This is a genomic window from Candidatus Hydrogenedens sp. (assembly GCA_035378955.1).
Classification (GTDB): Bacteria; Hydrogenedentota; Hydrogenedentia; order Hydrogenedentales; family Hydrogenedentaceae; genus Hydrogenedens.
The window spans coordinates 60,741-87,722 of the sequence record DAOSUS010000004.1; the positions used below are offsets into that span (position 1 = coordinate 60,741).

A 26,982-nucleotide genomic window follows, 5' to 3' on the forward strand; every position below is an offset into this window, starting at 1 on the left:
GCCCTCTTATTGAAAACTTCTTACTAAATTACCTACAACTAATGTCCATCCATCTACAAGAACGAAAAGAATTATCTTAAAAGGTAACGATACGAAAATAGGGGGTAGCATCATCATACCCATTGACATTAATGTGCTTGCCACTACCATATCAATAATTAAAAAAGGGATATATAACAGAAAACCTATCATGAATGCAGTCTTAAGTTCACTCAATACAAAAGCAGGGATAAGCACATGTGTAGGGACATCATCCGGGGTATTGGGTCTACCTCTTCCCGAAATCTGCAACATGGTTTTTAGTTCCTGTGGTTTTGTTTGTTTGAACATAAATTCCCGAATAGGAATTAAAGCACGGTTAAATGCTTCCGACTGACTAATTTGCTGTTGAATATATGGTTGTATGGATTCACGATTAACCCGTTCATAGGTAGGCATCATAATAAACATTGTCAAGAACAAAGATAATCCAATTAAGACTTGATTGGGTGGAGTTTGTTGTGTCGCTAATGCCTGTCGAAGGAAAGCAAGGACTACAATAATCCTTGTAAAAGATGTAGTTAAAACAAGAATTGCCGGCGCTAATGTAAGTGCGGTAATAAGTATTACTAATGTTAATGTGGTAGAAAGATTCTCAGGGGCAATTGCTTGTTGAGCGGTTCCAACAATATTAATCCCTGTAGGATTTGTTACTGAAGTACGGGAAGGTTGAGCCAAAGAACTGGATACCCAAATAATAAAAAAGAAAAACAAAAACAGTCCGAATTTTTTACTTTTCAAAAGGGTGTTTTTTTTTATCCTCATACTAATAATTCTACTGGTCTGAAGCATTATTTGTTTCTTCTCGTATTGCTTGCTGCAGTCTTTGTATGTTTGCTTTCAAGGAAGCCAATTCATCGTCAATCGTTTCTGATACTTCGGGCATTTTTGAAGAACTCTGGGATTGAATTCTCGTTTCTACATCATCTAAAACCTTACTAAATGTCTTTTTTGTATAAGCGGAGTCGGTAATATCTTCATTTGCAATAGAAACAAAAAATTCGTCCTCCGGAAAAACAAATAACAAACTCATACGGTCTCCAGAAATACCTAAAACAAAAACTTTTCCTGCACTTTGGACATAATAAATCTTTATGCGTGGAGATAAATAAAGAACACCTACAATTTTTCCAATAGATTTTACCCCTCGATATGTTTTGTTTGAAAAATAGCGAAGTCCTCCTAATAATACCAGTATCAATCCAACGACAAAGATAAGGGCAACAATCGTTCTAAAGAAATAATATATCCATGAATTTCCCGTTGTAGATGTATTAGAGCTACCTGTAGGGAGACTTTCTCCTTCTGTGTTTCCTGTATTTGTGGGTTCCGAACCCCAAACTGCCTGATGTTGTGAAAACCATGTGTTTGTTTTAGAGGATGCATTTTCCTTCTCAAGGGGTGTTTCTACATTTTTTACGGGTTTAGCCCCTTCACTATTTTTTTCTATATATTGTTCAGGATTTTTTAATTTATCCAGAACATTTTCTTTTTCAGTGGGAGCTGTATTTTCAGCAAAAATATATAAGCCAGAAAAAAATAGAAACAGAAATGCAATAATCCAAAAAACATTTTTTTTATTCTTCATCTCTTTTATATCCTTCAATCTCCACTATGCGAATATGTAAGATATCGGCTAAGACTATCATCTCTCCCCTGCCTATAAGAACATTGTTAAAAAATATGTCTGCCAATTCACCTGCTTGTTTACTTAATGTAACGATAGAGCCTTTGTCCAATTTCAAAATATCCCTTATTTTTATAGAACATCTTCCTAATTCCGCATCCACATGAATAGGAATCATGGCTAAATCATTTAAAGTAAGATGAACCGTGGAAGGGGAAGATTCTTTTTCTAAGTTTTCCTCAGGAACAAAATCGGAAATATTTTCAGAATTTTGTATAGCCATCATTATAAATCCACAATGGTATATTTAAGATACATTACTTCAAGGATAGAGCCTTTAACTCCAGGAGATAACTTATTTAATAATTGATTTGCTTCATTTTTTGTTTGTCTTAATAGTGCTTCCTGGACGCCGGGGTCATTAAGTTCGGTTCGTGTGCGATTTCGATGTATTTTGTTTATCAATGCAGTAAAATACTCCTTTTTCCCTTCAATTACAGCAGATACCTCAGGTCCAGAGCAGGACATGGCCACCTGATAAATCAGCAAGGGTGCTGGAGCATCGGATTTTTGTGTAATTACTGTTGCTTGCGTTTCATCAAACTTTACGATTACTGCTGTTGCTGGTATTATATCTGTCGTATCGGTATTTACAGAAGAACTCTTTTCCTCTGTATTATCGGTTAATAGCATAGGTCGTAAAACAAATATGAACACAACAATTGCACTAATCGATGGAATTAGCACACTTGCTCCTCCTATTAGGAGCAATTTCACAAGGCTTGATGATTTTTTTTGTCCCTGTTGTTCTGGTGCTTTTTCATCCGCCATAAGAATTATTCCTTCTATCTTTATATCTTCATTATATATTCATTGTAATAATAGAAAAATACATTTTAAAAAATAAAATCAAGGCATCCCCTTTTGTATCATTTCCATTTTTTCCTCACTTATAAAACCTCGCACAAAAATTTCAACTCGTCGGTTTTCTTTTCTTCCTTCTTCTGTTAAATTCGTTGAAATAGGCTGACTTGAACCACAAGCCGTTATTTCAAACATTTCAGGAGTAAGAGAACTAACAGCAAGCATTTTCCGCATAACCTGGTCTGAGCGATAATAACTTAAATCATAATTATCTCTGTATTTGGGATTATTCACTATAGGTGTATTATCTGTATGTCCCTTTATTTCTATAAAAACATCCGTAAGTTCTCCCAATATTTTTGATATAGATTCAATGATAGGAAACGATTCGGGTTTCAGGTCTGCACTTCCTTTATCGAATAAAATAGAGTCGGGAAAGGTTATTTTTATCCCTCCTTTTGCATCGTATTCAACTTTAACCTGTTTTTCCTGTCCCATTACTTGTAACTCTTCGGCTATTTTTTGGGCTGCCTGTTGCATTTTCCTTTCTTGTTCTCTTCGATTCATCATTTGCATATCCAAAACACCTGGATTTTTAGGTAGAACACTGAAAGCTCCCTCAAGAGAACCCATCGCTTTTTTAAAGTCTTTTTCACTTATGGTAGAGAAAGAAACTAAAAGAATAAAAAAGGTCAGGAGCAAACTCATCATATCCCCATAAGTGACCACCCATCCAGGGGCACCTCCTTCTCCTTCAGGCTGTTTTTTTCTTTCTTTTCCCATAATCTTCTACTTCTTCCCTGTGATTATCTTTTTTCGCAATTCCGGTGCTATAAATGCTTTCAATTTTTGTTCCACAACGCGTGGGTTATCTCCAGATTGAATGGATAAGATTCCTTCTATAATAACTTCTCTTAAAAGCAATTCCTCTGCGGTTCTCACTTTTAGTTTCCCGGCAAGAGGTAACATAATTAAATTAGAAATTAATGCCCCATATAATGTTGTTAAAATAGCAACAGCCATACCAATACCAATTTGAGATGGGTCTTCCATTGTAGCAAGCATTTGCACCAAACCAATTAATGTTCCTATCATTCCAAAAGCAGGAGCGTATGCAGCCATTGCAGTTAGAACGGATTGTCCTAATGCGTGTCGGTCTTCCATAAAAGCCAATTCTGTTGTAAGGATATCTTTGAGCAATTCGGGGGCTGTTCCATCAATTGCCAGTTGTATGCCCCGTTGCAAAAATTCATCATCTAATTCTGCTGCAGGTCCTTCGAGAGCAAGAATACCCTCCCTTCTTGCAATGGTTGCAAATTCAATAATCTTTTCGATTAAAGTTTCTACAGGTGTAAGTTTCTGAATAAATGAATTTTTTACAGTATTAAACACCTTTAAAACATCACTCAATGGATAATTGATTAGCGTAGATGCGATGGTCCCTCCTACTACAAGGATAACAGAAGGTATATTAATAAAGATTACAATTGACCCCCCCATTAAGATTGAAATGAGTGTTAAAGATATTCCAGCAATCAGCCCTATTACAGTTGCTAAATCCATAGAACTCCTTTTTCTATGACGTTATACATGTATATTTCTGATAACTTGTATTAGTATAACACACCTCTTCGTATTTGATTTTAACATGATTGAATCATTTTTTGCTATTACAATTCTACTAAAAAAAAATAGGCTGAGGTTTAAAACCTCAGCCCAATGGAAAATCAGTTAGATTGGTTGCTAATAAAATCATGTATTAGATTATCTTCCTAAATTGACGGTTTCCTGTAGAAGTGTATCTGCTGCGGTTATGGTTCGGGCATTCGCCTGAAATCCGCGTTGAGTTACAATTAATGAGCTAAATTCTGTACCTAAGTCAACATTGGAACTTTCTAAAACGCCACCAGAGACAGTGCCCCTGCTCCCTGAACGTGGAGGACCCACTTGAGCGACACCAGAAGCCGGAGTTTCAAGGAACATATTATTTCCATCGCGAACCAATCCACCTACATTGGAAAATGTTGCTAAGGCTACCTGAGCAAAAACGCGGGTAAGTCCATTGCTAAAAACACCCACAATTTCTCCATTGGACCCTATATTAAAACTTTCAAGGACACCTCTTGGAAAACCATCCTGCGAACGAACTGTAACATCACTACCCGTAGTGCTATCTGTAGCCAATTGAGTAATCTCCGTAAAATCTAAATTAAATGTCAAATCATTAGGTTGTGAACCTGTGGTATTCATTAATGCTGCGGGAATGGTCACTGTTCCTGTTGTTCCTGATGGTAATGTGCCGGAAGTGCTGAATGTTAGTGTTCCAGTACCCACGCTATTCCCATCGTATAAGGCTTCCCATGTCCACTGATTCGCAGGGGTTGCCTGTTTTGTAAATGTTAAAGTAACTTCGCGAGCCGTACCTAAAGAATCATACACTTCTACTGTTCTCGTTACTGTTGTCGGGGTAGGAGATGTAGGAGCATTGGCATTCAAATTTCCAATTAAGTATACATTAGTAGTAGAACGAACAATCCCTGCACTTCCAATGGGTATAGAAATATCCTGCGGTGGCTGGTTCGTATTCACGACTCCTGTATCGTCAGCAATATAGCCTTGCACACGCATACCGGTAGCGGGGTCAATAAGCAATCCGTTTGAGTTTAAATCAAAAGAGCCATCGCGCGTAAATGCTGTTTTCTGTCCATCGCTCAATACAAAGAATCCATTTCCCTGTATTGCCAAATCCGAAGAAACACCTGTAGACAAAAGGGAACCCTGCTGATGATTGACATCAATACTTGCAATACGTACACCTAACCCTACTTGTTGAGGGTTAGAACCTCCGAAATTGCCTACCGGGGCAGAACCTCCCCTTAACAATTGAGAAAATAAATCCTGAAAAAGGACACGAGAAGAACGGTATCCAACCGTGTTTACATTTGCAATATTGTTTGCAATTACATCCAACCTGCGTTGATGTGATTGTAAACCTGTCACTGCTGTTAACATTGCCATACCCATAGTTATATCTCCTTATGGTTTATTTTTTTATATTAATAACTATTCTTTTCATTTCAAATGAATATCCTTTTACTTTGTATTAGTTGGTTCTATGCGGACGCTTTGAACCTGGTTAATAGGAACTTTATTTGAACCTACATTGAAAAGGACAACTCCATTCTCAATAGATACTCCATCCACTTTTCCTTTAATAGAGGTGCCCTCTGTTGAAGAACCTTCGATATATCTACCAATCATTTGTTGACTGGCACTCATAGACATTAATTGCACATTTTGAGATAAAGTCTGAATTTCTTGTTGCAATGACGCAATATTTGTATTTGTCTTGACAGATTGTTCCAATGCCGAAAATTGAGCCAACTGGGCAAGCATTTCTGTATTCTGAACCGGTTCTAAGGGGTCTTGATATTGCATTTGCATAACCAGTAATTTTAGAAATGTATCGGAACTTATCTCTCTTGATGGTGTCCGGGTTGTTCCTGTGTTATTACTGGTAGATTGTGCTTCGGCAGATTTCGCAATAGATAAACTCTTCGCACCCGTAGACTCCATAACTTTCTTTAAGTAATCTTGAAGGAGTCCTTTTCTTCTCGCCTGATACAAGGACTGCATTTCCTTTAAAACCTCTGTTCTTTGAGTAGGTGTCGGGGCATTTAATCCCGAAATATTTGATTTAAATTGAACCATTGCATTCATATTGTTTCTCCTTTATACCCATAAACTTAATGTACCATTATGGTAATCTGAAATGGGTTTTGTTTCTTCTACTGTTTGTTGTGAATCTCTATTTATGTGATATGAGGTAGGTTCTATTTGAACCTCCCTCGAAAAAGAATGTGAATTAAAATCCTGATTTAACATAAGGCTTGCTGTCCCTGTTGAAATCACCTGCACATCCTTAACAAAGATACCTTCTTGTTTCAGAACTTCTCTTAATTGAGGTAATCCTTGTGTTAATATTTTATGAACATCATTGTTAGAAGTAGTCAGTTGAATCCCGATCTTTCCTGAATTTTCCTGAACCTTAACCTCCATTAATCCTAATGATTCGGGTTCCAATCTTATTGTAATTGTCTTTGTTTCTGAGCGAACCGCAAACTTTATCTGTTCTGCCAGAACGGACCTCAGTGAAGATAGGTTAGCAACAACTTCTTTAGGTTCTGTCGTGATAACAGATAATGTTTTGTCTTGAACTCCTTCATTTCCTATCTTCATGGATTTTTCTGAGAGAATTCCTATTTGAGGGTTCGTATTCGGCAAATCAGATTTATGTTGTGAACTTGAATTGCTTTGTTCACCTGAATCGGAAATTAACCTTGTTTCTAATACTTTGGAAAGGAGATTGTCTTGATGATTCCCATTTGCATTATCCGATAAATAGCGCTTTATATATGCCAATATATCCATATATTTCTGTTGTGTGTTTATTTGTGTTTCTACTGCACCACTTTGGATATTTTTATCGTTGGATATTTGTCCCAATTTTAACAGCCCCAGTTTTTGCTGTTCTTCAGGATTTACAAGGGTAGATATTTCCATGTTCTTGATGTGTAGTTTATCCTGAATTTGAGATAAACTCGCTGTCATTACTTCACTTATTTGAGCCAAATCTGCAGGAATAATTATTTTTTGACTATCAGCGGATAGATTTTCTTTTTGCGAAGAATTTAATTGAGCCGAATTTTTTATTATCACATCTGTCGGCTCTATTGAAGTTAGTTCCAATGGCACTTCTGTAATTTTCTGTCCTAAATCTGTCCCTATTTGCAATAATAAATTTTCTTGTATCTCAGGTTTTGAGTAAACATCTAATTTTGCTTCCTTCCCTATTTGCAATAACAAATCATCTTGTGTTTCGGGGGTGGCAGTAATATCTTGTTTTACCTCTGGCTTTACAAGGGTTAAATCTTTTACTTGCTCATTCTTTTGTTCAACAGTAGAATTGCATTCAATATCTGAAGCAGGTAATTGTATTATTTCTTCTGCAATACCACCCGTTACATTAGAGGGTAACTCTGTATCAATCGGATTTGCCATAATAGGAGAAATATTTTCTGGCTGTGCCTCTGAATGGACTTCGGCTTCCATTACAGAATTATTGCTATCCTGCTGAAAAGGTATTGCTGTTAAACCCATTTGTGCCATTAACAAACTCAAAACCTGTCCAAAATCACTCCCATTAGAGTTTGGATTTTCCCGAGTAGATGTTTCCGTTATCGAGGTTTCCCCGGACACAACAGGGAAAAGGGTATTCATTACACTATCAATCATAAGTTCTCTCCTATAAAAAAAGAAGTTAATATTTCAATAGAAATCAGGAATAGGTTTTGAAATAGATTGTTTTTATTGAGGGATAATTTTTATGAGGAGGGAGTAGAAGGAGGTTGCACTTTTTGTAGGGCTTGAAGCACCTGTGCTGCTAATTGAGCATCTAAGGCTTCTACAATTTTTCCTCTTTCCTTAGGTTTGACATAAGAAAGAATTTCTGCAATTTCATCTGGGTTCATTGTTTTCAACCGTTCCGCGGCTTTATCTGGTTTCATACCGCTAAGTGTAACGGCAATGGCTTGCATTTGCACGGCCTTTTCTTTTTTATCCTCTCCTAATTTTGAACTAAGTTCTTTTTGAATGGACTCTATTTTCGACTGCATCTGTTGTAATTCTTGAGATTTTGCTTTTATTTCTTCCTCTTTTTTCTGTATTTCCTCTTCTTTCTGTTTTAATGAGGCTTCTTTTTTCTGTATTTGCTCAATTAATGTGGCAATGGTATCTTCTTGAACATTGGATTGAGGTATTGTTACTTTTTGAGTGGCAGGTGAAGGGGACACTAACTTCTGAAGTGATTCTTTGGACAAATTGCCGGTAACAGCTAATATTCCTACCAGTGTCCCTACAAAAGATATTACTGCTAATATAATAATCAAGAGAAATCGCATATTTTTATTTCCTATATTTCGACACCATGCTTTTATATCATAGGGCTTCTTTAATCTTCATTAAAAATCGTGTTCCACTTAAATCATCTGTATTCTTTTGAATTTCCTTTTGAACCCAGTTACGAAAAACTTTTTCTCTATTCTCTCTCAATTTTTGGAGCATTTTTTCTTCTATCATAATTTGCTCCAATTCTTTTCTTTGCGTATTGGCTATATCTTCTAATTCGCTTTTCTTCTTCTCTAACAACTCTTTTTGCTTACCTAAAAATACAATATATTCAAAGGAATCTGAAATTTCTTTTACTTTCTGTGATTTTTTTTGCATGGTTTGAATTTGCGACATGTTGTCTTTTTGTAATTGTTCTGTGTTTTCTATTTCCTTTTCAATATTCTGTATTTTCATCAATGTTTCCGCTAATTTTTGGGCACATAATTGTTCTTGTGTTTTACGAATTCTTATTAAGGGGTCATAACGCTGAAAGTCTCTTCGGTTCATAACAACTAACTGAGTGCCTCCTTCATTAGTGGTAGTATTTGGTCCCAGTGAACCTTTTCATACAAATCCTGGGTTAAAAATTTTCTTATTTTCGGCATGAGCCGTAGTGCTTCATCAATCTCTTTATTTGACCCGGTAACATAAGCCCCGATATTTACCAAATCTTCTGCATCACGATAAGTAGCCAGAATATTTCGTATCTTATTCGAAAGGAGCCGATGTTCGGGTGATGTAACTTCTATCATGGAACGACTAATACTTTCTAAAACATCTACCGCGGGATAATGTCCACGCGAAGCCAGATTCCGTGATAGAGAAATATGTCCATCGGTAATACTTCGAACAGCATCTCCTATAGGGTCATTCAAATCATCTGCTTCCACAAGGACTGTATAAAAACCTGTTATAGTTCCTTTTTCGGATGTTCCTACCCGTTCTAAAATACGGGGCAAAAGACTGAACACGGAAGGGGTATATCCTTTCGTAGTTGGAGGTTCTCCGATAGATAAGCCTACCTCTCGTTGTGCCATGGCAAACCTTGTTATAGAATCCATCATCAACAATACATCGGCACCCTGGTCGCGAAAATATTCGGCAATGGTTGTCGCCACAAAACCTGCACTAATTCGCCTTAATGCAGATTCATGAGATGTCGCAACGACAACCACCGACCTTTTTATTCCTTCTTCACCTAAATCTAAATCAATAAATTCGCGAACTTCTTTCCCTCGTTCTCCCACAAGGGCGATAACATTTATATCTGCACTGGTATTTCGTGCAATCATACCAATCAATTTGCTTTTCCCAACTCCACTCCCTGAAAGAATCGCTACACGCTGTCCTTTACCACAGGTAGCACACCCATCGATAGATTTTATACCTGTTGCTAATGGTTCTGTGATACGAGGACGGAATACGGCAGATGGAGGATTTGTATATAGAGACCTTTTTTCATTGACTTTAGGGAAAGGTTTCCCATCTATAGGATTACCGAGAGCATCAATAACCCTTCCCAGAAAGGCATCTCCAACAGGAACTTTTCTCGATTGAAAAGTTGGAATTAAAATATAGTCAGGTCCTAAACCTTGAACTTCGTCCAGAGGCATTACAAGGTAATGGTCATTCCGAAAACCTACCACTTCCACAGGTATTAAATTTTTCCTATCCCTTGATGATATATAACATAGGTCCCCAATTCTCATTTCCGGACCACTAACTTCAATCGTTAGCCCCGTAATATTCTTCACCTTGCCACAAATATGAAACGGCTCTGTTTTTTGAACAATATCTATATAGGGCTTAAATGTCAACACCATTTTCCCTCGCAAGGCTAACAATTTTTTCAACAATTAATTCTAATCGTGAAGATATTTGATTATCTAGGAACTGTGTTTTTGTTTCTGCTATACATCCTCCCCTTTCTATCCTTTCATCGGGAACCCAAATAACCTTTTGCATTATATTTTCATCCCCTATTCGGGACTTAATTTCATCCTCAATAATTGAATAATCATCTGGATGAATGTGTAAAGAAATCTCCTGACTATCAATAAATTGCTCTAATGTTTCTTTTACAATTGTTTTAACAATATCCGAATTTGTTTGAACTTGAGCAGAGATTACTTTTTCAGAAATTTGAAAAACCAATTTGAGGATTTGAGGGGTTATTTGTTCCAAAAAATTAGTTCTTGCTTGAGTAATTTTTTCTATACTTTCTTGAAGAATTTTATTCGTTTCCTCAAGGAACTGTTGGAATTCCTGTTCTGCTAATAATTTTCCCTCATTATATCCTTCTTCATAGGCTTTTTGTTTAATTTTCTCTGCTTCCTGTTGAGCTTGCTCTAAAATCATAGTACGCAATTCTTCCGGAGAATATATACTTAAAGGGTCATCGGATATCTCTCTTTCTTTAGGGAACTCTTTCAAATCATCCCGAGATAAAAACTTTACCTCGGCATTTTCCGCAATAACTTTTTGTGTTTTTTTAAATTGAGACATAGGTATATTTATCCTGATTGCTAAACAAGAATTTCTTCTCCTCCACCTTCTCCTCTTCCCGTAATAATAAGGTCACCTGATTCTTCTAATCGACGTATAACCGCCACAATTCTTTGCTGTGCCTCTTCCACATTTTTCAGTCGAACAGGACCCATAAACTCAATTTCTTCTTTTAACATCTCACGAGCACGCTCGGACATATTTTTGAATATTTTTTCTTTTACTTCATCAGTGGACGACTTCAATGCTAACGCTAAATCTTTAGAATCAATTTCCCGTAATGCCTTTTGAATACCTGCATCATCCACATAAACTAAATCATCAAAAGTGAACATCAACTTATTAATTTCATTTGCTAAATCTGCGTCTCTTTCTTGTAATTTTTCCATAATATTCTTTTCCGCAGAGCGTTCAACAAGATTAAGTATTTCTGCTACCTCTTTCACACCTCCAGCAAAAGTAAATCCTTGGGTAAATACAGCTGCCATCTTTCGTTCCAGCACATGTTCTACTTCATGAATAATTTCGGGAGCAGTTCGGTCCATAGTTGCAATTCGATAAATCACATCGGTTTGGGTTTCAGGAGGCAATGAAGAAAGAGCCAGGGCAGAAACTTTGGGTTCAAGATGGGCTAATATCAAAGCGATGGTTTGAGGATGCTCTTCTTGAATAAAACTACTAATCTGGGCAGGGTCCGCTTTCTTCAAAAATTGGAAGGGGACTTCTTGCAAAGAGCTTTACAAACGACCTAATATCTCTACGGCTTTTTGTGCACCAAAAGATTTCTCTAATAATTCCTTTGCTAATTCTATACCTCCCTCAGCCACAAATCGTTTTGCTTCTGCCATCTGAAAAAACTCGTCAAATACTTTTGCTTTTATTTCTGGGTCAATCGTTCCCATAGAGGCAATATCCAGTGTCAGGCGGTCAATCTCTGCTTCTCTTAAATGTGCAAGAATATTACTGGCATGTTCGGGTCCCAAACATGCCAGCAGTATTGCCGCTTTTTTACGACCTGTTAATTTTTCGGGTTCTTTTGTATCTTTTTTCGGTGCCGTATTACTCTTCTCCTTCTGTTAGCCATGAACGGATTAAAGCGGCTGCAGTTTCGGGTTCTTCAATAGAGACCCGAGCCACTTCCCGAGCCACTTCTTGTCTTCTTAAATCTTCTTTTGACACACCCGGTAATTCAATCGGTTCCATTTCTTCTTCTACTTCTTTTTTCTCTACCACGGTACTTCTCAAAAATGACCTTAATAACAGAAAGACGGCAAAAATAACTAATAATTGAATAATGATTGTAATAGGCGTTATCCATGTTCTCCATTGGAATGGTATTTCTTCGGTTTTAGGAATTCCTGTCTCTAATTCGGAAATACCAAAGGGCTGGTCATAAACCAATACTTCTGTAGGAACTTCTCCTTCTCCCACTGCAGACATTACAAAATCTTTAAACATCTTTTTCCGCTCTTCAGAAAGACCTATATAGTTTCTCTTTTTATTACCCTGCTCATCCTGTGTTTCTTGATAATCTCCCTCGACAATAACAGTTACAAGGAATTTTTCAACATCTCCTCCTTCCTTTTTCTTTTTCCTTGTTAAACGAGATGGTTCATAGTTGGAAATTTCCTCTGTTGTCGTTTCCTTAGAAGAGGTAGCCCCAGGAACTGTGGCTTCAGGAACATTGGCAACTACGCCAGGAGCACCTTCAGGAGGTTTTTCCGTTGTTTCACTGGTAGTTTCTGTTGTAGATGTGCTTATTTCTGTTCCTTCACTTACTTTTTCTTCGACTTCTTCAGAACTATCAAAATTTATCTTTGCACTGACAGAAACGGTTCCCCGAACTCCTAATTCCCGTAATTTATTCATTACTTTCATCTCTCGCTGTTTCTCCCATTCGGTCAATAACTCCAATTTGGAACTTGCAAGAGAAGCAAAACCTGCCTGTGGAGGTAAATATAACACATCTCCTTTGGTGCTAACTACTGTAATATTTCCAGGGTGAAGATTGGCTCCACCGGCATGGTCTACAATACTAACTATAGCCTTCACTTCCTGTTTTGTAAGAGGTCTATTAATATCAAGCGTAACCGCTGCTTCTGAGGGTTTTTGTTCGGAAACAAATAATTCTTCCTTCGCTTCTCGAATAAGAACATAACTATTGTTCACAAAATCAAAAGCATTTAATTGTTTTTGTATTTCTCCTTGAAGAGCCCTCATAAATTTTACATTCTGCAACCACTGATTGGTCATCAGTTCCGTTGTGGAAAATAATTCCCATCCCGGAGGAACAGGTCTACCCACAGGCAAATCACTTTCTGCCAGCAATAACTGTGCTTTACTTCGTTGATTTATTGGGACCAAAACACTTGTATTGTTATCCCCTAACTGATATTGAATTCCCTGACGGGATAATATATCTGTTATTTTGGATACTTCTTGCGGAGAAAGTCCTGCAGACAAAATTGTATATTGAGGTTGGGTTCCAATAAATATAATTAATAACAAACCTAAAAAAACTATAAAAAAAGAAACCCCAATAATAACTTTAGCACTAAGCGTTAACTTAGCCCAGAATTCTCTTATTCCATTTATGAATTGTAAAATTGTTTCCATAAATACACTATATATTTTCTTTTATTTTTCATCATCATATTGTATATATTTTAATTAAACACAACAGACAAAACCAAACTAATAGACTATTTCTATTTATATAATACAATATATAGTGTATTATGTCAAGATTTTTCGACAAAATTTTAGGAAAAATTATTCAATTTTTACCTCCGCCATTTCCTGGATTTGATGGTTCAAATCACAGGGTATTTGACTTTATGTCAAATACTAAATTTGCATTCGCATTATCTCTTCATACGCCGTTATTACTTTATTTCGAACTGCCATCAGGGTTTGAAAGGCAGTATCTGCCCGTTGAACCGCCACCATTACTTCACTCACATCTTTTATCTCACCCGAAACTAATTTTTTTATTGTTGTATCTGCTTCATCTTGTAATTTCTGAACCTCAGACACAGCATCAACCAATATATCCTTAAAGGAGGTTTTGCTTTCAACCGGTGTAGTCTTAACAGGACTTACCGAGGGTATATCTACTTTAGGTTTTATTGGCCCTATATTGTGAATTGAATCAATGTTATCCACGGGGTATCACCTCTTTATTATTTCCTTAAACTTTTTCTTATATGTATCATATCATTATTTTATCATAAAAAAATCTTTTAATACTCATCTTTGCAAAATTTCCAATGCTCTTTGTCGTATTTGCCGATTTGCTACGAAAACCGCAATATTGGCTTCATAGGCTCGTTGAGCAGAAACAAGGTCTGCCATTTCATTTGCAAGTTGCACATTAGGATATTTTACAATGCCTTGCTCATTGGCATCCGGATGTTCAGGTTCATATACTTCTTTGAATGGTGACATATCATAAATTACGGATTTAACTTTTACCCCTGCTTGTTTTGATGACACATTCTTGCCCAATTCATATCCTTTTAAAAGAACCATTTGACGGCGGAAGGGACCTCCTCCTTTTTCTGTTCGGGTGGTCTCCGCATTAGCAATATTATTTGCGATAATATTCATTCTCAGCCGTTGAGCCCGTATCCCACTAAGGGCTATATCCCATGCTGAAATTCCTTCTACTTGCATAATGCTATCTCTTCAAATCATTAATAATGGTTGTTAATTGACTGAATTTCTTGGCTAATAATGCCGCATAAACGGTGGCTTTTCCTGTATTTTCTGTCAGTTTTGCAATCTGTTCATCAATATCCACCGAATTAAAATCGTTTTTTAATACATTCCTTCTTTTTTCTACGACTACTCCTTCTTTCTCTATCTGGATATGGCGAGGGTGGTTCGTGCGGAGAACGATACCCCCTCGCCCTTGCAATACGGCGTTGAGAGATTTCTGAAAATCCAATTCCCTTTGTGTGTATCCAGGCGTATCCGCATTGGCTATATTATTAGCAATATACCGATGATTAATTTCTGCTACTTTCATTGCAGAAATTAACATCGTTTCAGCACTTATTTTTCCTATTCCATTGACCATTTATCGTAACCATTTTTAGATTTTGGTTCTTTATTTAGCAAATGATATGCCACATGAATAAACTTTTGTATCTATCAAGAAAACAAGCACTTAACCCATTTTGCTTTTTTTGTATGCTTGAAAACAAAGATATTTTTTCCCCTTTCAAAGGAAATTTTTTCTTTTTAAGAGCCCAATAAAATATAAAGAGATATTTTTTATAAAGGTTTATAAATTAGGGAACAAGTTGGAGGACCCCCAGGGAGGGAATATTTTTTATTAAGAAGTGTGAACCCATTTTTTTCATAAAAGATAATATTTTTTTCCTTATGCGTAATCACATAAGCAGGAACTTTGTCCCGATTAGCACAGGAAATTAAATGTTGAACTAAAGCACTTCCAATTCCTTTTCCCTGTGCGGAAGGGTGTACTCCCAGAATATCCAAAATCCATGTAGGCTCTTTTACCTCACTTCGGGTTCTACTTTGATTATCCCAATAAGCACGCAAAGGTCGCCAAAAATTTCGGAATATTAATTTAGGCACAGCCCGAAAAAATCCTGCTTTTATAATATAGTGGAAAGGGATATGTGGATAGAGAGACGGGGGGATACAACCCGCAACACCTTGAACATCTTCATCAACAAAAACGGAATTAAATGTCATTAAAAGTCGAAGCCAACGCTCGTATGTCCATGTTATAAATTCCTTACGGAATTTTTCCTCAGGGAACATATAACAAACCAACCCATCATCATAAAAAGCATGGACTAAAGATTCTACTGCTTTCTCTATATCCGCTTCACGAATTTCTCGGATATGCACCACAGAAACTTTTTTATCCTTACATTATTTATCTATAAAAGTTTAATTTTTTATCGGTCTGTATGTCGGCGGTCAATAAAATAGATACTCTTCCCGTTGACAGGTTGGGCTTTTTGTCGGACCTGTGCCAGCACCTCAAACATTTTCTTTGCATTTCGGAAAGGACGGAACTGATTATGCACAACACCTAAAGACAGTGCCATCAATGGGCATTTTATCTCCGTTCCGTTCCTATCTACGGCAAGAATATATCCATGCTCATATTCTTGGGAAGTGTATAATTCCTTTTTTTTCTGGTCAAATGATGTAATTAAGGCTTCACAAAATTTTTCGACATCTGAAGCATTTAATAAAATGACAAAGTGTTCGCCTCCCATGTGAGCCATAAAACATTCATAAATACCCAAACTCTTTTTTACTTCTACCATAAGGTCTGCAAGAAAAGTTAAGGCTCGTTTCTGTCCTTCCGGACCCCGTGAAACACAATACGGTTTAAAACCTGTCATGTTTACATATACAACCGCTATTTGTTCGCCCCTTGCCAATTTATGGTTAATTTCTCTTTTGATTGCATCCGTACCGGGAAAATTAGTTATCTGATTTCGACTATTTACAGAGGCTATTAACACTCCTAAAGATGAAATCTTGTCCATTAACCGTTCTAATTTAAAGGGTTTAACCAGATAATCATCTGCCCCTTGTTCCAAACCATGCAGAACCTCAGGTTCTTCTCCTAATGCTGTTAAGATAAGTATAGCTGTTTTATAAATTTCAGGGTCTCTTCTGATTTTACGACATATCTGATAACCAGTAACCCCGGGAAGCATAATATCCAGAAGCACAACATCCGGTTTATAACTTTTTGCCTTTTCAAAAGCACCTTCCCCGGTGTTTATAACATCAACCTGATGTCCCTCGCTTTGTAATTTAACCTTTATAAGTTCTGCTAAATCTAAGTCATCATCAACAATTAGAATCCTCATTTATTCCCTTTCTTTAATAAACTTAAAAAAATTAATTAAAACTTAAACATATACGATTTTACAAAATTATACACAATAAAATCATTTTCATTTATTTCATTTGTTTTCAAATGAAACTTTCTAACGGTGAAATTCAATTTATATTTTGTGATACACCATTTTTCTATGATAACATTAAATAGAAGCATAAACATCAAATAGAGGATGGATAAAATATGAAAAAAAGTAATTTGTTTTTAAGACGATTTGCTTATGTATTTATATTTATTGCACTTGGAATTATTTCTATTTCTAATATCAATTGTTCCAAACCACCTCCCCCCCCTCCTCCCCAACAAGAACCCCCTCCGCCAAGTCCGGAACAGATACAGTCTGAAATGCGTTCTGCAATCCAGCCATGGGTAGATGCTGTAGTAAATAATACCCGTCTGCCGCAAGATCAACAAGATACTATTGTAAATAATTTTCGAGGAATTAAAGCGAAATACTCCGCAATTGAGAACGGCAAAATCGCTATAAGCCGAATTGCTCCGGAGATAGAAGAAAATATAAGAAAAGCAAGAGATAACCAGAGGTGGGCTCTTGTTATCGCAGGAATAAATATTTATGATGTTTTGCGTCCCGGAGCCTCGGCTCCTGATGGGAAATATGCCCGATTAAAGGAAAGGGCAGAACTTATGCTCTCTCGCCCTCGTGTTGAAGTTACAGGCTTTCTACAAGCAGAAAATGATTTGTATGTATTCCTTAATGTAACGGATACCAAAACAAATAAAACAGAAAATTTTAAAGTTCGCGAAGGTGAAGAATTTTACGAGCCTGAAAACCCACAGACAAAACAAAAAGAACCAGCCAAACTTCGCATAGTTCGGGTTATTGGAGACCAACAATCCGTTGAGATACTCTACATTCCTGCAAACGATACATGGATAGTCCCCGGACCTAAAAATAAAGGTTAGTAAAACCGACTAAAAAATTGATTTCAAAAATGACCGATAATTTGTCAAAAGAGACATGGGAACATTCTAATGAAATTAAAGAAGGTATTGTTCTTTCCTTATCGGAAAAGTTCTTCTACTCTTTCCTTTTACTTTGTATAACATTCCTCGCTTATGCCAATACATTAAATAATGACTGGGTTTGGGATGATGCTTCGTCAGTCCTTATGCACAAACATGTTCAAGACCCTAAAAAGATTTTTCAACTTTTTCTCGAAGACCAGCACGCTTTTGGAAGGGGGCAGGGAAATTTCTATCGTCCTCTGGTTTCTGTTTCCTTTATGCTTGATTACCTTCTGTCCTATAAACAGGAAAAGGAAAATTCTTTATTTCCTGTAATTTCTCCCTTAGTTTTTCATATAACCAACAGCCTTTGGCATGCATGTGTCGTTATCCTTGTATTTTTATTACTAAACCGACTAAAAGCCCCTTTTTTTGTTTCTTTCTGGACAGGTGTAATTTATGCTGTTCATCCTATTCCTACAGAAGCCGTTACCTACATTAGTGGTCGTGCAGATATGATGTCTGCTGTTTTCCTATTAGCAGGGGTTATTTCTTGTATCCAGTATTTACAGGGAGAAAAGGGACTGCGAAAAAAACTATATCTAATCGCCTGTCCATTATTTTTTACTTTGGGACTACTCAGTAAAGAATCCAGCAATATTTTTCCTCTTTTAATTTTACTCATAATACCTTTTACACCCAATATTCAAAATTTTCAAAAAGCACCAGGTTTCCAGCAAATAAAAAAATGGCTTCCTCTTTTACTCTCTGTAATAGTTTCTGCAATCTATATTGTTTTACGAATGACCCTACTAAACTTTTCAGAAAAGTCGGTTTCTATCATTAAAACATGGGGCGATAAAATTGTAGAAATCGGGCAATCTTTCGCTTTTTATATTCGAATTCTTTTTTTTCCTTTTGGTTTACATATGGAACAAACCCTTGAGAACACCCCCTATTGGACAGCATTACTTGGATACGCTTTTTTAATCATCATCAGTCTAATTGCTTATTGGTCATGGAAAAACAAACTGTATAGAGTTTTTATAAGTATTTTATGGTTTTTAATTACATGGTTCCCTATCTCAGGTTTTTTTACATTGAATGCACCCCAAGCAGAACATTGGATGTATACACCTATGATAGGTTTCTGGTGGTGTGTTTTGGAGATAATTTGCTACTATATAAAACCTCTGACTTCGCAAAACTCTTATAAAAAATATATACTCCCTGCAATAAATATCTTACTTATCATTATAACCCTTTTTTATTTTTATTTAACTTACCTTCGAAATCAAGAGTGGAAAGATAACGAGACTATATTCTGCAGCACATTGTACTATAATCCCAATACAATACGAGTTCGATATAATCTTGCAGTAACTTATGAAGAAATAATGAAAAACTACCCTGGTGCAAAAAGAGAATATCAAGAATTGATGAAAATATATGATAGGATTAAAAGAAAATCTGGAGTTTTAGAAAAACAAATTTCCTTCATGAATGAAGAAGAAATTGAAACATGGCTTTCTTTTGGAAAAACATTGTTTAATATGGGAAAATTTAACGAATCTATAGAACATCTAACACCCGTAAGTTTTTTAGTAAAACAAAAGAATTTTGTCCCTTATGGAATTGAAGCATTGTGGTATATTGCTCAATCTTCTCTTGCTTTGGGAGATATAAAAACATATCAAATGATTTCTTCTCGAATACAAACCGCGGATGAAAAATTATTAAAAGAAATACAGAAAATTTCTACAGGCGGAAAATTGGCAGTGCCTTCCTATATGCCTGTTGAAAACTAAAATCATAAGATAAAGGGAATGGATATGCTTAAACACAGACTTTTACATCCTGAAATTCTTTATGCTATTGCAGGTGCCGGTCACGGTTCAAAAATTTTAATTACAGATGGGAATTACCCTGCCAGCACAAAAGAAGGGGTATCTGCAGAGACTGTTTATCTTAATCTTGCTCCGGGAATTGTAAAAGTAACTGAAGTCCTCGATACACTGCTTACTGCAGTAGAGATTGAAGAAGCGTATGTAATGATGCCTAACACAGGAGAAGAACCGGAAATTTATAAAGAATTTCGTCAATCCCTGCCCCATTTATCATTGATTAAGTTAGACCGATTTGATTTTTACGATTGTGCATCCTCTTCAGATACCTGCTTACAAATTGTTACCGGTGACCAGCGTCTTTATGCTAATATATTGTTGACTATTGGGGTAGTAAAACCCTAAACATGATTATTCGTTTGCAAATTGCAATTTTTGTTAAAATAAGATAATAATATATTATAAATTGTTGACAATTTTCTTGACAAAAGATATAAAAAATGATAGAATTAAAAATAAACTAAAATTGAAGATTACAAACGAATTATAATTATGGAGATGAAACATGTCTGAATTTGAAAACCTTTCTCCCGAAGAAGAAAAAAAGAAAAAGGAAGAAATTCCCAGTGCGGATTCAGGATTGGGAAATCTTCCACCTTTAAGTGATTTTGATACAGGTGAAGTTTCTGACCTAAGCAGTCAACTTCCTCCATTATCTTCTTTCGATTCCGACGCTTTCAAAAAAGCAAAAGGAAGTGATGACTTTGAAGGAGGATTACCTCCTATCAGCGATATAGATATTGTGGTGCCGGAACCGACAGGTGGTAATATCAAAACAACTCCAACAGAATTTGATAAATTAGGTGGCTCGGCATTAGGTTCTCTTTCGACACCCTCACAGCCTGGAACGAAAAAACCTTCCTTCCAGGACCTTGCTGCTGACAGTGATTTCTCCCCGGAAACTCCTGAAATAGGACCGGGTCCTATTAGTCTTGAATCAGGTTTAGAAACTCCATTAGGTGATAGTGCTTTTGGCGGTGGTAGTAAAGGAGGCGTATTCGACCTGAAATCTGCACCTCCTTCCGAAACTGTCGCCACGGCACCAACACAAATTATAGAAACTCCTATTTTTGGAAGTGCTCAGACACCGTCGCCTGATTTTGGTTCACCCGCTGTGGGATTTGGTGGAGTGCAAAGTGGTGGTTCATCTGCTCCTGCAGGCATAGAAGGATTAGGAACGGATATTTTTGGAGCACCCATTGGTCCCGGTTTAGAAACACCTATTCCGGAATTCACAGCAGGGTCCGGTGTGGCTGTAACACCCCCAATTGCACCTACAACTTCTACACAACCTCCTACAGATACAGGTGCACCTGCTGCACCGGCTAAGAAAAAGAAATTTAAAATTCCGATGGCACCCATTGCCGCAATTATTGCATTGATTATTGGTATAATTGCGGGTCCATTCTTATCAAATTATCTACCTATTCCAAATCCCGCAAAACAGGAAATCGCCGCGTTAGAAAACCAATTGAAACAGCGAGATGAAATTATACACAGATATTCTGACATCCATGAGAATGCTCCCGGTTCCAAATTAAATCCGGAGGAAGTCCAGAAATTGCAAAATGAATTATTAGATATCTCAAATAAAATTAAGTCTGCCCAACAAGAGTTGGATGGCGTAAACGCAAAAATAACCGAACGGCAGTCGGCATTACAAGCAGTAGAAGCAGATATTGCCGCGAAAAACGAACAATATGTTTCTGCTCAAGAAGCATATGATAATCTGGTTAATGAAACTGAAATTATTAAAGCCCGTCAAACAGGACTTTTAGCAGAAATAGAAAGACTTACCAATCAGGTAGGACAACTGGAAGAAGCCAATGCAAGAAGCCTTGCTATAAAAGAATCCTTTTTACTTGATATTGATAAGCTCATTATCCAGATTAAGGAATCTTTGCCCTTAACACCTGAAAAGTATTCCGTTCATGAACGATTAGCACGCGCAGAATCTTTACGACAAAAAGCCGAAACTTCAAATTGGATAACACCAGAACTTCAACAGGAATTTACCAAACTTTATCAAGATGAAATTGAAATAGGAAAACGACAGGAGTATTTCTATGCAAAAATCAATGTGAAAGACTCCTTAGGAACTCCTGTAAACAAATGGGCAGAATGTCTCATGAAAGGTTCTTGGGGCGTTTATTACAGAACACTTGATGGTAAAAATATTGGCGTATTCCAGAATATAAAACCTGAAGCCGTCACACCCGTATGGGGATTTCAGGAAGGACTTCCACCTAATGTTGTAGCCCAAATTGAACAGGAAATTACTTCTGCAAGACCTGCAGATTTTGAACAAGTTGTTGTTAAATTAGCAGAAAAACAACTGTCCTCCGAGCCCAAATCAACAGTACAAAAACTATACAGTTCTCTTCAATAAAGATCTCTTTCTCCTTCAAAAATTCTAAAAAACCTCTTTCTCTCTTTGAGAGAAAGGGGTTTTTTATATTAAATAAAAGATTATAAAGATTATAATCCCCAAACAAATCCGATAGATACCAAAAATCTTAAAATCATGTGTTTTGATATATTTTAAGAAAAAAGCAATAACAAAATAAGCCACAACAAAAGAAATTATCGAGCCAGATATTAATACAATCCATTCATTAAAACTAAAATGAAATCCATGCTTTAATAGTTTTAATCCGCCAGCACCTAATAAGGTCGGAATAGCCAGATAGAAAGAAAATTCGACCGCAACACTTCGCGTAGCACCTATTATCATGGCACCTATAATTGTTGCCGCAGACCTCGACACACCCGGTATCATTGCAATGCACTGGAATAAACCTACTCCAAGACAAAATAAGACTGTTAATTCTGTTACTTGATTATAACCTTTGCCTCCGATTTGTAATTTTTCAATCCCTATTAAAATAATCCCCCCTATAATAAGGGATATAAGCACTGTTGTTGTATTGAAAAGATAATAATCAATAATATCATCTAATAAAAAGCCAAGAATTCCCGCAGGTATGAATGCAATCCCTATTTTAACCCAGAGAAAAAACCAATTTTTCATCTCATCTGTGTTATTAAGTGGAGGCAGCAATGTTTTATAAAAATAGAGTAATACCGCTAATATAGCGGGAAATTGAATAACGACAAGAAAGGTATCCTGAAAAGTTTTATCTCCTTGCAAAGGGAACCAGTTCTCTGCGAGTATCAAATGTCCTGTACTACTGATGGGCAAAAATTCGGTTATCCCTTCAATAATTGCAAGAAATGAGGCATTGATAACATCCTGTATCATAATAGTTTTTCATCCTCTTATCTTATTTACTTCCTGCTAAAATTATTTCTACTTCCTTAGGTGCTTTAAATTGCGTTTTTATCTTCCCTTCTTTATCTTTTTCATGTCGAAGCGAAACAAGTCCAAAAGGTGTGGGCATGGCTCCCTCTGCATAATCCAAAGTATCCCCCAGATAAGGCACTATCCGTATTTTTTTACATGACGGAGCGATAGGTTGAATTCCAAGAATATATTGAATTAACCACGCTGTCGGTCCAGAAGCCCATCCATGACAAAGACTGTGTCTTAATCCTATATAGCAATGTTCCCCAAAATCTTTATGTATGCTCTTTTTACCCTGTGGGACAACCTCATGTATTGGCACGACATCTCCTTCTAACCAGCGAACATCAAAATGTTCCCAGAAAGTTGTTGCACCCATATTTAGCATTGGTCCCCAATAATTACGAATCAAGTCTAATCCTCCGGCTAAATCCCCTGCCATTGCCTTTGCCTGCAACACATAAAAACCGTAGAAAGTAGACAATCCTGACAAGGGGTCTTTCTTAAAACATTCTTCATTCACCCGAACAGGATTTTCCAATCCAGCAATAACCCCTAACGCCCGAGATTGTTTGACCTGATGTTCCGGGGCTCGATATTTTTTCATTTGTTCTCTTATTTTCGAACATTGTACAACCAAATCAGTTTCGTTCAGTTCTCGTAACAAATTCTCCGCACAAGTAAACGCCCAATATAGCAAAGATTGCAATCCAGAATGAATAGCATCTTTATTTTCCGCTGTACTCCAATCCAAAAACCTTGCTTCTGGTAAAATCTCCTTACCATTTTCATCAACGCATTTTAGCATTTGTTGGACCAAACCTTTTAAATAGCCTCTCTGCTGTTCCATATATTCTTTTCTTGAAAACATAAAATACCAGTATTCCTGAATAATCACCCACCATAGCGAATAAGAACTAATACCATTCATCCAACCGGGCAGAGGTGTATTATCGCGGACGAAATCTAAACTTTTCTCAATAGTAGCGTTATACCCGAAAAGATAACTTAATACGACTGTCTCCACATGCATATCACCAATCCATACTAATCGGTCTCTTTTTATCCCATCCCATAAATAATCCTGTAAACACAAATGAACAGTATAAGCACCTGTTTTCCATATCTTGTTCAGGAACTCATCACTCGAATTAAAACTCCCTAAATATTCCAAATCTTGAATTAATACAATGGCTTTAATACCTGTGCAAAGCCATTCTGTTTTTGGTTTAATCATCTCTATCCGCACGAAACGGAACCCTGTCGTTCCTACTTCATTATATCCATACCAGGGGAGTAAAACCGTGCCGTTATGAATAGCATGGTCTTGGTCTGGCTCTCCCATTGCTTCAACTACAGACTCACCAAAAGTAATTTTCAAAGGCAATGGGGTTTTATCTCTGACCATTCCCTGACCCAATTGAATTCCTCCATGAATTTCTCTGCCAAAATCTAATACAAATGCTGGAGGCTCATCTCCCTCATATTTAATAGATACAGTTTTCTGGGGGTTGGAAAGCAATCCCTCCAAATCAATATTTTGCAGGGACTCGCTCTTCCATACTACACGAACAGGAAATAAGTTAAACCGAGAACGAACATCTTTTTCCTTTAAAAAATCCAGCATACAAAACTCCTTCGTTGTAATAATATTTATTAAAACAAAAACCCACCTTCTTATATGAAAGAAACAATCCAATTATAAATTAACACATTATTAGAACAGAAATGAAACTAACATCCCTAATATATCCGCAGGATATTTGCTTGGCCAACGAAGGAATTCTACATGCCCATCCATATACAAACAATTCCCTCCACCTGGCACATGGTTAAAGGTTGAAGCACCTCCATAAACCGCAATTTCATCCCACATAACAGGAATTTCACTCGCTGCTTTTGAGGATGCCGCAGGATTATTAATATCTGTTATTAAAAATCGCTCTATACCCATTCTTAATCGCGGAACAGGACCTAAGTCCTTTAATTTTGCATCTATCCTCTCTTGAAGAGGAACACCTGAATCATAAATCTTATATGCTTGTAAAACAATATCTGTCTTGACATATTGTAAGGCGGTTGTTAAAGGGTCGTTTAAATTTATCTGGCTTATATCCGTTGGAACTTGCACACCAGGAATTAAAACCACATCGGGATGAAGTGCCCAACCAAAATAATAATAACTTCCTCTCGCTAATCTACAAGGTTCAACAGGTTGTTCGAGATTATTATCCTTGTGAAAGGCTTTGCGAACATTTTCTGCATCAGAATCAGATGGACATACCAGGATATTTACATCTGTTAAATATTCAGGATAAAGCAAAGCACCATCAAATGTGGCATCTCTTGCAAAACTTCCATCACAATTGAACAATTTCATATATGGGAACATTTCTCCCTTTGCCTCATTAGCATACATATTAAAAATAACACCCATCTGTTTAAGGTTATTTTGACAGGAAGACCGTCTTGCCGCCTCGCGAGCCCTTGCCAAAGCTGGAAGTAAAATCGCTGCAAGAATCCCAATAATAGCGATAACCACCAACAGTTCAATAAGAGTAAAACCTTTGAATGAGATTTTATGTTCCATACCAAAATCCCCTTTTATTTCTGTTTATTTAATTGTATAGAGCAAAAACAAGTCTTTTTTAAGACTATCATGTTTTTTATTTTTTTAAAATTTTTTTATTATCTTTAACTCAATGGTTTAATACGGATATTTCGATACCACACTTCTCCCCCATGGTCTTGTAATAATAAGTATCCTTCTTTCGGTAATGATGCGTATGCCACCGGGAATTTTCCTAATGGCGTGGTCATCTTATCCAAAAAAGTATGAACAATCAGCCAGCCATTCATTACAACCTTTACTTCAGACCCTTGAAGGGTAATATCATAAGAATTCCATTGCCCCACAGGAAAAGACATATTATACATAGGCGTGGTAATATCATAAATAGCCCCGCAACTGTTTTTATTCGGCGGTTTTCCATAATCTTCAAGAACCTGTATTTCAAATCCACGATACACAGGGTCATTGATTTGCGAACGCAGAAAAACCCCACTATTGGCTCTTTTGGTAAGTTTAAATTCCAGATGTAATTGAAAATCAGAAAAAGTTCTTTGAGAAAAACCGACATATCTTAGGGGATACCATGTCTTTCCAAATATATGTAAGACACCATCATCTTGAATTTCAAAAATATTCATATCATCTGTAACATTTTTCCAATAACCTCTATTTTCTGGGGATAGCAAATCAATCCAACCCTCTTCATCAGGCACTTTTGTTATTTCCCCAATCGGTATAGGTTTTCTTAAAATTTTATCCGCCCAATAAAAAAAATTTACACCTATATAAATTCCAAGAACCAACACAATCAACATTAATAAAAAAATTTTTTTCTTTCCCATAGTAAAATCTTCTATAAAAAAATTCGTTAAAAATATTTTTTTGTCGCAATAAAACTTGCATAAAGGCTATGATTAATGATTAAATACATTTTACAAAAGGATTTAGAAAAAAACAACCTTGAATAAAGGAGTTCAACCCATGGAACCAGAAAAAGAAGCTCAGGCAAACACACTAACGAAGAGAGACCTTGTGAATCAAATATCCGAGGATTTAGGGTTCACCCAAAGCGATGTCGCTAAAACAATTGAAAAGGCACTGGAAATTATCACCCGGAAATTAGGAGAAGGGAAGCGTTGGGAAATACGCAATTTTGGCGTATTTGAGGTAAAAAAGAGAGCCCCTCGCAAAGGAAGAAACCCGAAAACGGGTGTTGTTGTAGATGTCCCTCATAGATATGTTGTCACATTTAAAGCGGGTAAAGAACTAAAAAAACTTCTGTCTGACTTATCCAGTAACATCCAAGGAACTTCTTCAGAATCACAATAGTTTTTTATTGCTAAATTTCTAATA

Annotated in this window: 28 protein-coding genes and 1 pseudogene; 5 read left to right on the forward strand and 24 right to left on the reverse strand. The window is 36.6% G+C overall.

Annotated elements, in window-relative coordinates; genetic code table 11:
- Positions 1–6 precede the first annotated feature (6 nt).
- From fliP to PLA12_01820, 20 genes and pseudogenes are all read right to left on the reverse strand, one after another.
- On the reverse strand, positions 7–831 hold the full coding sequence (gene fliP / locus PLA12_01725) for a flagellar type III secretion system pore protein FliP (GenBank protein HOQ31208.1): 825 nt from the start codon (positions 829–831) through the stop codon (positions 7–9).
- On the reverse strand, positions 815–1,627 hold the full coding sequence (locus tag PLA12_01730; GenBank protein ID HOQ31209.1) for a flagellar biosynthetic protein FliO: 813 nt from the start codon (positions 1,625–1,627) through the stop codon (positions 815–817). Before PLA12_01730 ends, fliP begins: the two co-directional genes overlap by 17 nt.
- Positions 1,617–1,949: a FliM/FliN family flagellar motor switch protein gene (locus tag PLA12_01735; GenBank protein ID HOQ31210.1), complete on the reverse strand. Its 333-nt coding sequence runs from the start codon at positions 1,947–1,949 to the stop codon at positions 1,617–1,619. Before PLA12_01735 ends, PLA12_01730 begins: the two co-directional genes overlap by 11 nt.
- Positions 1,950–1,951: 2 nt before the next feature.
- Positions 1,952–2,497 (reverse strand): hypothetical protein, encoded by a 546-nt coding sequence (locus PLA12_01740; protein HOQ31211.1) that lies wholly within the window; start codon positions 2,495–2,497, stop codon positions 1,952–1,954.
- A 78-nt stretch (positions 2,498–2,575) separates the two neighbouring features.
- A complete protein-coding gene (locus PLA12_01745) occupies positions 2,576–3,313 on the reverse strand; it encodes a flagellar motor protein MotB (GenBank protein ID HOQ31212.1) in 738 nt (245 codons plus the stop codon).
- Between the two features lie 6 nt (positions 3,314–3,319).
- The gene (locus tag PLA12_01750) at positions 3,320–4,093 is read right to left on the reverse strand and encodes a MotA/TolQ/ExbB proton channel family protein (GenBank protein HOQ31213.1); all 774 of its coding nucleotides are present in this window, start codon (positions 4,091–4,093) and stop codon (positions 3,320–3,322) included.
- Between the two features lie 201 nt (positions 4,094–4,294).
- Positions 4,295–5,554 carry a flagellar hook protein FlgE gene (locus PLA12_01755; GenBank protein HOQ31214.1) on the reverse strand — a complete coding sequence of 420 codons (1,260 nt, stop codon included), beginning with the start codon at positions 5,552–5,554 and terminating at the stop codon, positions 4,295–4,297.
- A gap of 69 nt (positions 5,555–5,623) precedes the next feature.
- Entirely contained in the window at positions 5,624–6,250 is a 627-nt protein-coding gene (locus PLA12_01760) for a flagellar hook capping FlgD N-terminal domain-containing protein (GenBank protein HOQ31215.1), read from the reverse strand.
- A gap of 12 nt (positions 6,251–6,262) precedes the next feature.
- On the reverse strand, positions 6,263–7,825 hold the full coding sequence (locus PLA12_01765) for a flagellar hook-length control protein FliK (protein ID HOQ31216.1): 1,563 nt from the start codon (positions 7,823–7,825) through the stop codon (positions 6,263–6,265).
- An 89-nt stretch (positions 7,826–7,914) separates the two neighbouring features.
- Positions 7,915–8,490: a hypothetical protein gene (locus PLA12_01770; protein ID HOQ31217.1), complete on the reverse strand. Its 576-nt coding sequence runs from the start codon at positions 8,488–8,490 to the stop codon at positions 7,915–7,917.
- A gap of 37 nt (positions 8,491–8,527) precedes the next feature.
- The gene (locus PLA12_01775) at positions 8,528–8,986 is read right to left on the reverse strand and encodes a hypothetical protein (protein ID HOQ31218.1); all 459 of its coding nucleotides are present in this window, start codon (positions 8,984–8,986) and stop codon (positions 8,528–8,530) included.
- 5 nt (positions 8,987–8,991) lie between these two features.
- Positions 8,992–10,299, reverse strand: a complete 1,308-nt coding sequence (locus tag PLA12_01780; protein HOQ31219.1) for a FliI/YscN family ATPase — start codon at positions 10,297–10,299, stop codon at positions 8,992–8,994.
- On the reverse strand, positions 10,286–10,984 hold the full coding sequence (locus PLA12_01785; GenBank protein HOQ31220.1) for a FliH/SctL family protein: 699 nt from the start codon (positions 10,982–10,984) through the stop codon (positions 10,286–10,288). The genes PLA12_01780 and PLA12_01785 overlap by 14 nt, the downstream gene beginning before the upstream one ends.
- A gap of 20 nt (positions 10,985–11,004) precedes the next feature.
- Positions 11,005–12,006: pseudogene (fliG, locus tag PLA12_01790) on the reverse strand (flagellar motor switch protein FliG).
- 37 nt (positions 12,007–12,043) lie between these two features.
- Positions 12,044–13,600: a flagellar basal-body MS-ring/collar protein FliF gene (fliF, locus tag PLA12_01795; protein ID HOQ31221.1), complete on the reverse strand. Its 1,557-nt coding sequence runs from the start codon at positions 13,598–13,600 to the stop codon at positions 12,044–12,046.
- A 231-nt stretch (positions 13,601–13,831) separates the two neighbouring features.
- Positions 13,832–14,149, reverse strand: coding sequence for a flagellar hook-basal body complex protein FliE (fliE, locus tag PLA12_01800; GenBank protein HOQ31222.1), 318 nt, complete (start codon positions 14,147–14,149; stop codon positions 13,832–13,834).
- An 84-nt stretch (positions 14,150–14,233) separates the two neighbouring features.
- A complete protein-coding gene (flgC, locus tag PLA12_01805; GenBank protein HOQ31223.1) occupies positions 14,234–14,659 on the reverse strand; it encodes a flagellar basal body rod protein FlgC in 426 nt (141 codons plus the stop codon).
- A gap of 4 nt (positions 14,660–14,663) precedes the next feature.
- Positions 14,664–15,065 (reverse strand): flagellar basal body rod protein FlgB, encoded by a 402-nt coding sequence (gene flgB, locus PLA12_01810; protein ID HOQ31224.1) that lies wholly within the window; start codon positions 15,063–15,065, stop codon positions 14,664–14,666.
- 197 nt (positions 15,066–15,262) lie between these two features.
- A complete protein-coding gene (locus PLA12_01815) occupies positions 15,263–15,871 on the reverse strand; it encodes a GNAT family N-acetyltransferase (protein HOQ31225.1) in 609 nt (202 codons plus the stop codon).
- Positions 15,872–15,918: 47 nt separating this feature from the next.
- Positions 15,919–16,851: a response regulator gene (locus PLA12_01820; GenBank protein ID HOQ31226.1), complete on the reverse strand. Its 933-nt coding sequence runs from the start codon at positions 16,849–16,851 to the stop codon at positions 15,919–15,921.
- 215 nt (positions 16,852–17,066) lie between these two features.
- Here PLA12_01820 and PLA12_01825 point away from each other — a divergent pair, with 215 nt between their 5' ends.
- From PLA12_01825 to PLA12_01840, 4 genes are all read left to right on the forward strand, one after another.
- Positions 17,067–17,807 (forward strand): hypothetical protein, encoded by a 741-nt coding sequence (locus tag PLA12_01825; protein ID HOQ31227.1) that lies wholly within the window; start codon positions 17,067–17,069, stop codon positions 17,805–17,807.
- Between the two features lie 29 nt (positions 17,808–17,836).
- Complete coding sequence (locus PLA12_01830; GenBank protein HOQ31228.1) at positions 17,837–19,657, forward strand: hypothetical protein; 1,821 nt, start codon at positions 17,837–17,839, stop codon at positions 19,655–19,657.
- A gap of 24 nt (positions 19,658–19,681) precedes the next feature.
- Complete coding sequence (locus PLA12_01835) at positions 19,682–20,098, forward strand: RbsD/FucU family protein (GenBank protein HOQ31229.1); 417 nt, start codon at positions 19,682–19,684, stop codon at positions 20,096–20,098.
- A gap of 160 nt (positions 20,099–20,258) precedes the next feature.
- On the forward strand, positions 20,259–22,142 hold the full coding sequence (locus tag PLA12_01840; protein HOQ31230.1) for a hypothetical protein: 1,884 nt from the start codon (positions 20,259–20,261) through the stop codon (positions 22,140–22,142).
- 63 nt (positions 22,143–22,205) lie between these two features.
- Here PLA12_01840 and PLA12_01845 read toward each other — a convergent pair whose 3' ends face one another.
- From PLA12_01845 to PLA12_01860, 4 genes are all read right to left on the reverse strand, one after another.
- Positions 22,206–23,015, reverse strand: a complete 810-nt coding sequence (locus PLA12_01845) for an undecaprenyl-diphosphate phosphatase (GenBank protein HOQ31231.1) — start codon at positions 23,013–23,015, stop codon at positions 22,206–22,208.
- A 22-nt stretch (positions 23,016–23,037) separates the two neighbouring features.
- A complete protein-coding gene (locus PLA12_01850; protein ID HOQ31232.1) occupies positions 23,038–24,684 on the reverse strand; it encodes an alpha-L-rhamnosidase C-terminal domain-containing protein in 1,647 nt (548 codons plus the stop codon).
- 90 nt (positions 24,685–24,774) lie between these two features.
- On the reverse strand, positions 24,775–25,635 hold the full coding sequence (locus PLA12_01855) for a DUF1559 domain-containing protein (GenBank protein HOQ31233.1): 861 nt from the start codon (positions 25,633–25,635) through the stop codon (positions 24,775–24,777).
- 116 nt (positions 25,636–25,751) lie between these two features.
- Positions 25,752–26,471, reverse strand: a complete 720-nt coding sequence (locus tag PLA12_01860; protein ID HOQ31234.1) for a DUF1080 domain-containing protein — start codon at positions 26,469–26,471, stop codon at positions 25,752–25,754.
- A 139-nt stretch (positions 26,472–26,610) separates the two neighbouring features.
- On the opposite strand from PLA12_01860, the gene PLA12_01865 reads away from it, so the two are divergent.
- Positions 26,611–26,958 carry an HU family DNA-binding protein gene (locus PLA12_01865; GenBank protein HOQ31235.1) on the forward strand — a complete coding sequence of 116 codons (348 nt, stop codon included), beginning with the start codon at positions 26,611–26,613 and terminating at the stop codon, positions 26,956–26,958.
- Positions 26,959–26,982: the final 24 nt, after the last annotated feature.

Excerpts from the sequence above, each read along its gene's own strand:
- fliP (HOQ31208.1), bottom strand. The coding sequence starts at position 831 with ATGCTTCAGACCAGTAGAATTATTAGTATGAGGATAAAAAAAAACACC.
- PLA12_01730 (HOQ31209.1), bottom strand. The coding sequence starts at position 1,627 with ATGAAGAATAAAAAAAATGTTTTTTGGATTATTGCATTTCTGTTTCTA.
- PLA12_01735 (HOQ31210.1), bottom strand. The coding sequence starts at position 1,949 with ATGGCTATACAAAATTCTGAAAATATTTCCGATTTTGTTCCTGAGGAA.
- PLA12_01740 (HOQ31211.1), bottom strand. The coding sequence starts at position 2,497 with ATGGCGGATGAAAAAGCACCAGAACAACAGGGACAAAAAAAATCATCA.
- PLA12_01745 (HOQ31212.1), bottom strand. The coding sequence starts at position 3,313 with ATGGGAAAAGAAAGAAAAAAACAGCCTGAAGGAGAAGGAGGTGCCCCT.
- PLA12_01750 (HOQ31213.1), bottom strand. The coding sequence starts at position 4,093 with ATGGATTTAGCAACTGTAATAGGGCTGATTGCTGGAATATCTTTAACA.
- PLA12_01755 (HOQ31214.1), bottom strand. The coding sequence starts at position 5,554 with ATGGGTATGGCAATGTTAACAGCAGTGACAGGTTTACAATCACATCAA.
- PLA12_01760 (HOQ31215.1), bottom strand. The coding sequence starts at position 6,250 with ATGAATGCAATGGTTCAATTTAAATCAAATATTTCGGGATTAAATGCC.
- PLA12_01765 (HOQ31216.1), bottom strand. The coding sequence starts at position 7,825 with ATGATTGATAGTGTAATGAATACCCTTTTCCCTGTTGTGTCCGGGGAA.
- PLA12_01770 (HOQ31217.1), bottom strand. The coding sequence starts at position 8,490 with ATGCGATTTCTCTTGATTATTATATTAGCAGTAATATCTTTTGTAGGG.
- PLA12_01775 (HOQ31218.1), bottom strand. The coding sequence starts at position 8,986 with ATGAACCGAAGAGACTTTCAGCGTTATGACCCCTTAATAAGAATTCGT.
- PLA12_01785 (HOQ31220.1), bottom strand. The coding sequence starts at position 10,984 with ATGTCTCAATTTAAAAAAACACAAAAAGTTATTGCGGAAAATGCCGAG.
- fliF (HOQ31221.1), bottom strand. The coding sequence starts at position 13,600 with ATGGAAACAATTTTACAATTCATAAATGGAATAAGAGAATTCTGGGCT.
- flgC (HOQ31223.1), bottom strand. The coding sequence starts at position 14,659 with ATGCAAGTAGAAGGAATTTCAGCATGGGATATAGCCCTTAGTGGGATA.
- flgB (HOQ31224.1), bottom strand. The coding sequence starts at position 15,065 with ATGGTCAATGGAATAGGAAAAATAAGTGCTGAAACGATGTTAATTTCT.
- PLA12_01820 (HOQ31226.1), bottom strand. The coding sequence starts at position 16,851 with ATGAGGATTCTAATTGTTGATGATGACTTAGATTTAGCAGAACTTATA.
- PLA12_01825 (HOQ31227.1), top strand. The coding sequence starts at position 17,067 with ATGAAAAAAAGTAATTTGTTTTTAAGACGATTTGCTTATGTATTTATA.
- PLA12_01830 (HOQ31228.1), top strand. The coding sequence starts at position 17,837 with ATGACCGATAATTTGTCAAAAGAGACATGGGAACATTCTAATGAAATT.
- PLA12_01835 (HOQ31229.1), top strand. The coding sequence starts at position 19,682 with ATGCTTAAACACAGACTTTTACATCCTGAAATTCTTTATGCTATTGCA.
- PLA12_01840 (HOQ31230.1), top strand. The coding sequence starts at position 20,259 with ATGTCTGAATTTGAAAACCTTTCTCCCGAAGAAGAAAAAAAGAAAAAG.
- PLA12_01845 (HOQ31231.1), bottom strand. The coding sequence starts at position 23,015 with ATGATACAGGATGTTATCAATGCCTCATTTCTTGCAATTATTGAAGGG.
- PLA12_01850 (HOQ31232.1), bottom strand. The coding sequence starts at position 24,684 with ATGCTGGATTTTTTAAAGGAAAAAGATGTTCGTTCTCGGTTTAACTTA.
- PLA12_01860 (HOQ31234.1), bottom strand. The coding sequence starts at position 26,471 with ATGGGAAAGAAAAAAATTTTTTTATTAATGTTGATTGTGTTGGTTCTT.
- PLA12_01865 (HOQ31235.1), top strand. The coding sequence starts at position 26,611 with ATGGAACCAGAAAAAGAAGCTCAGGCAAACACACTAACGAAGAGAGAC.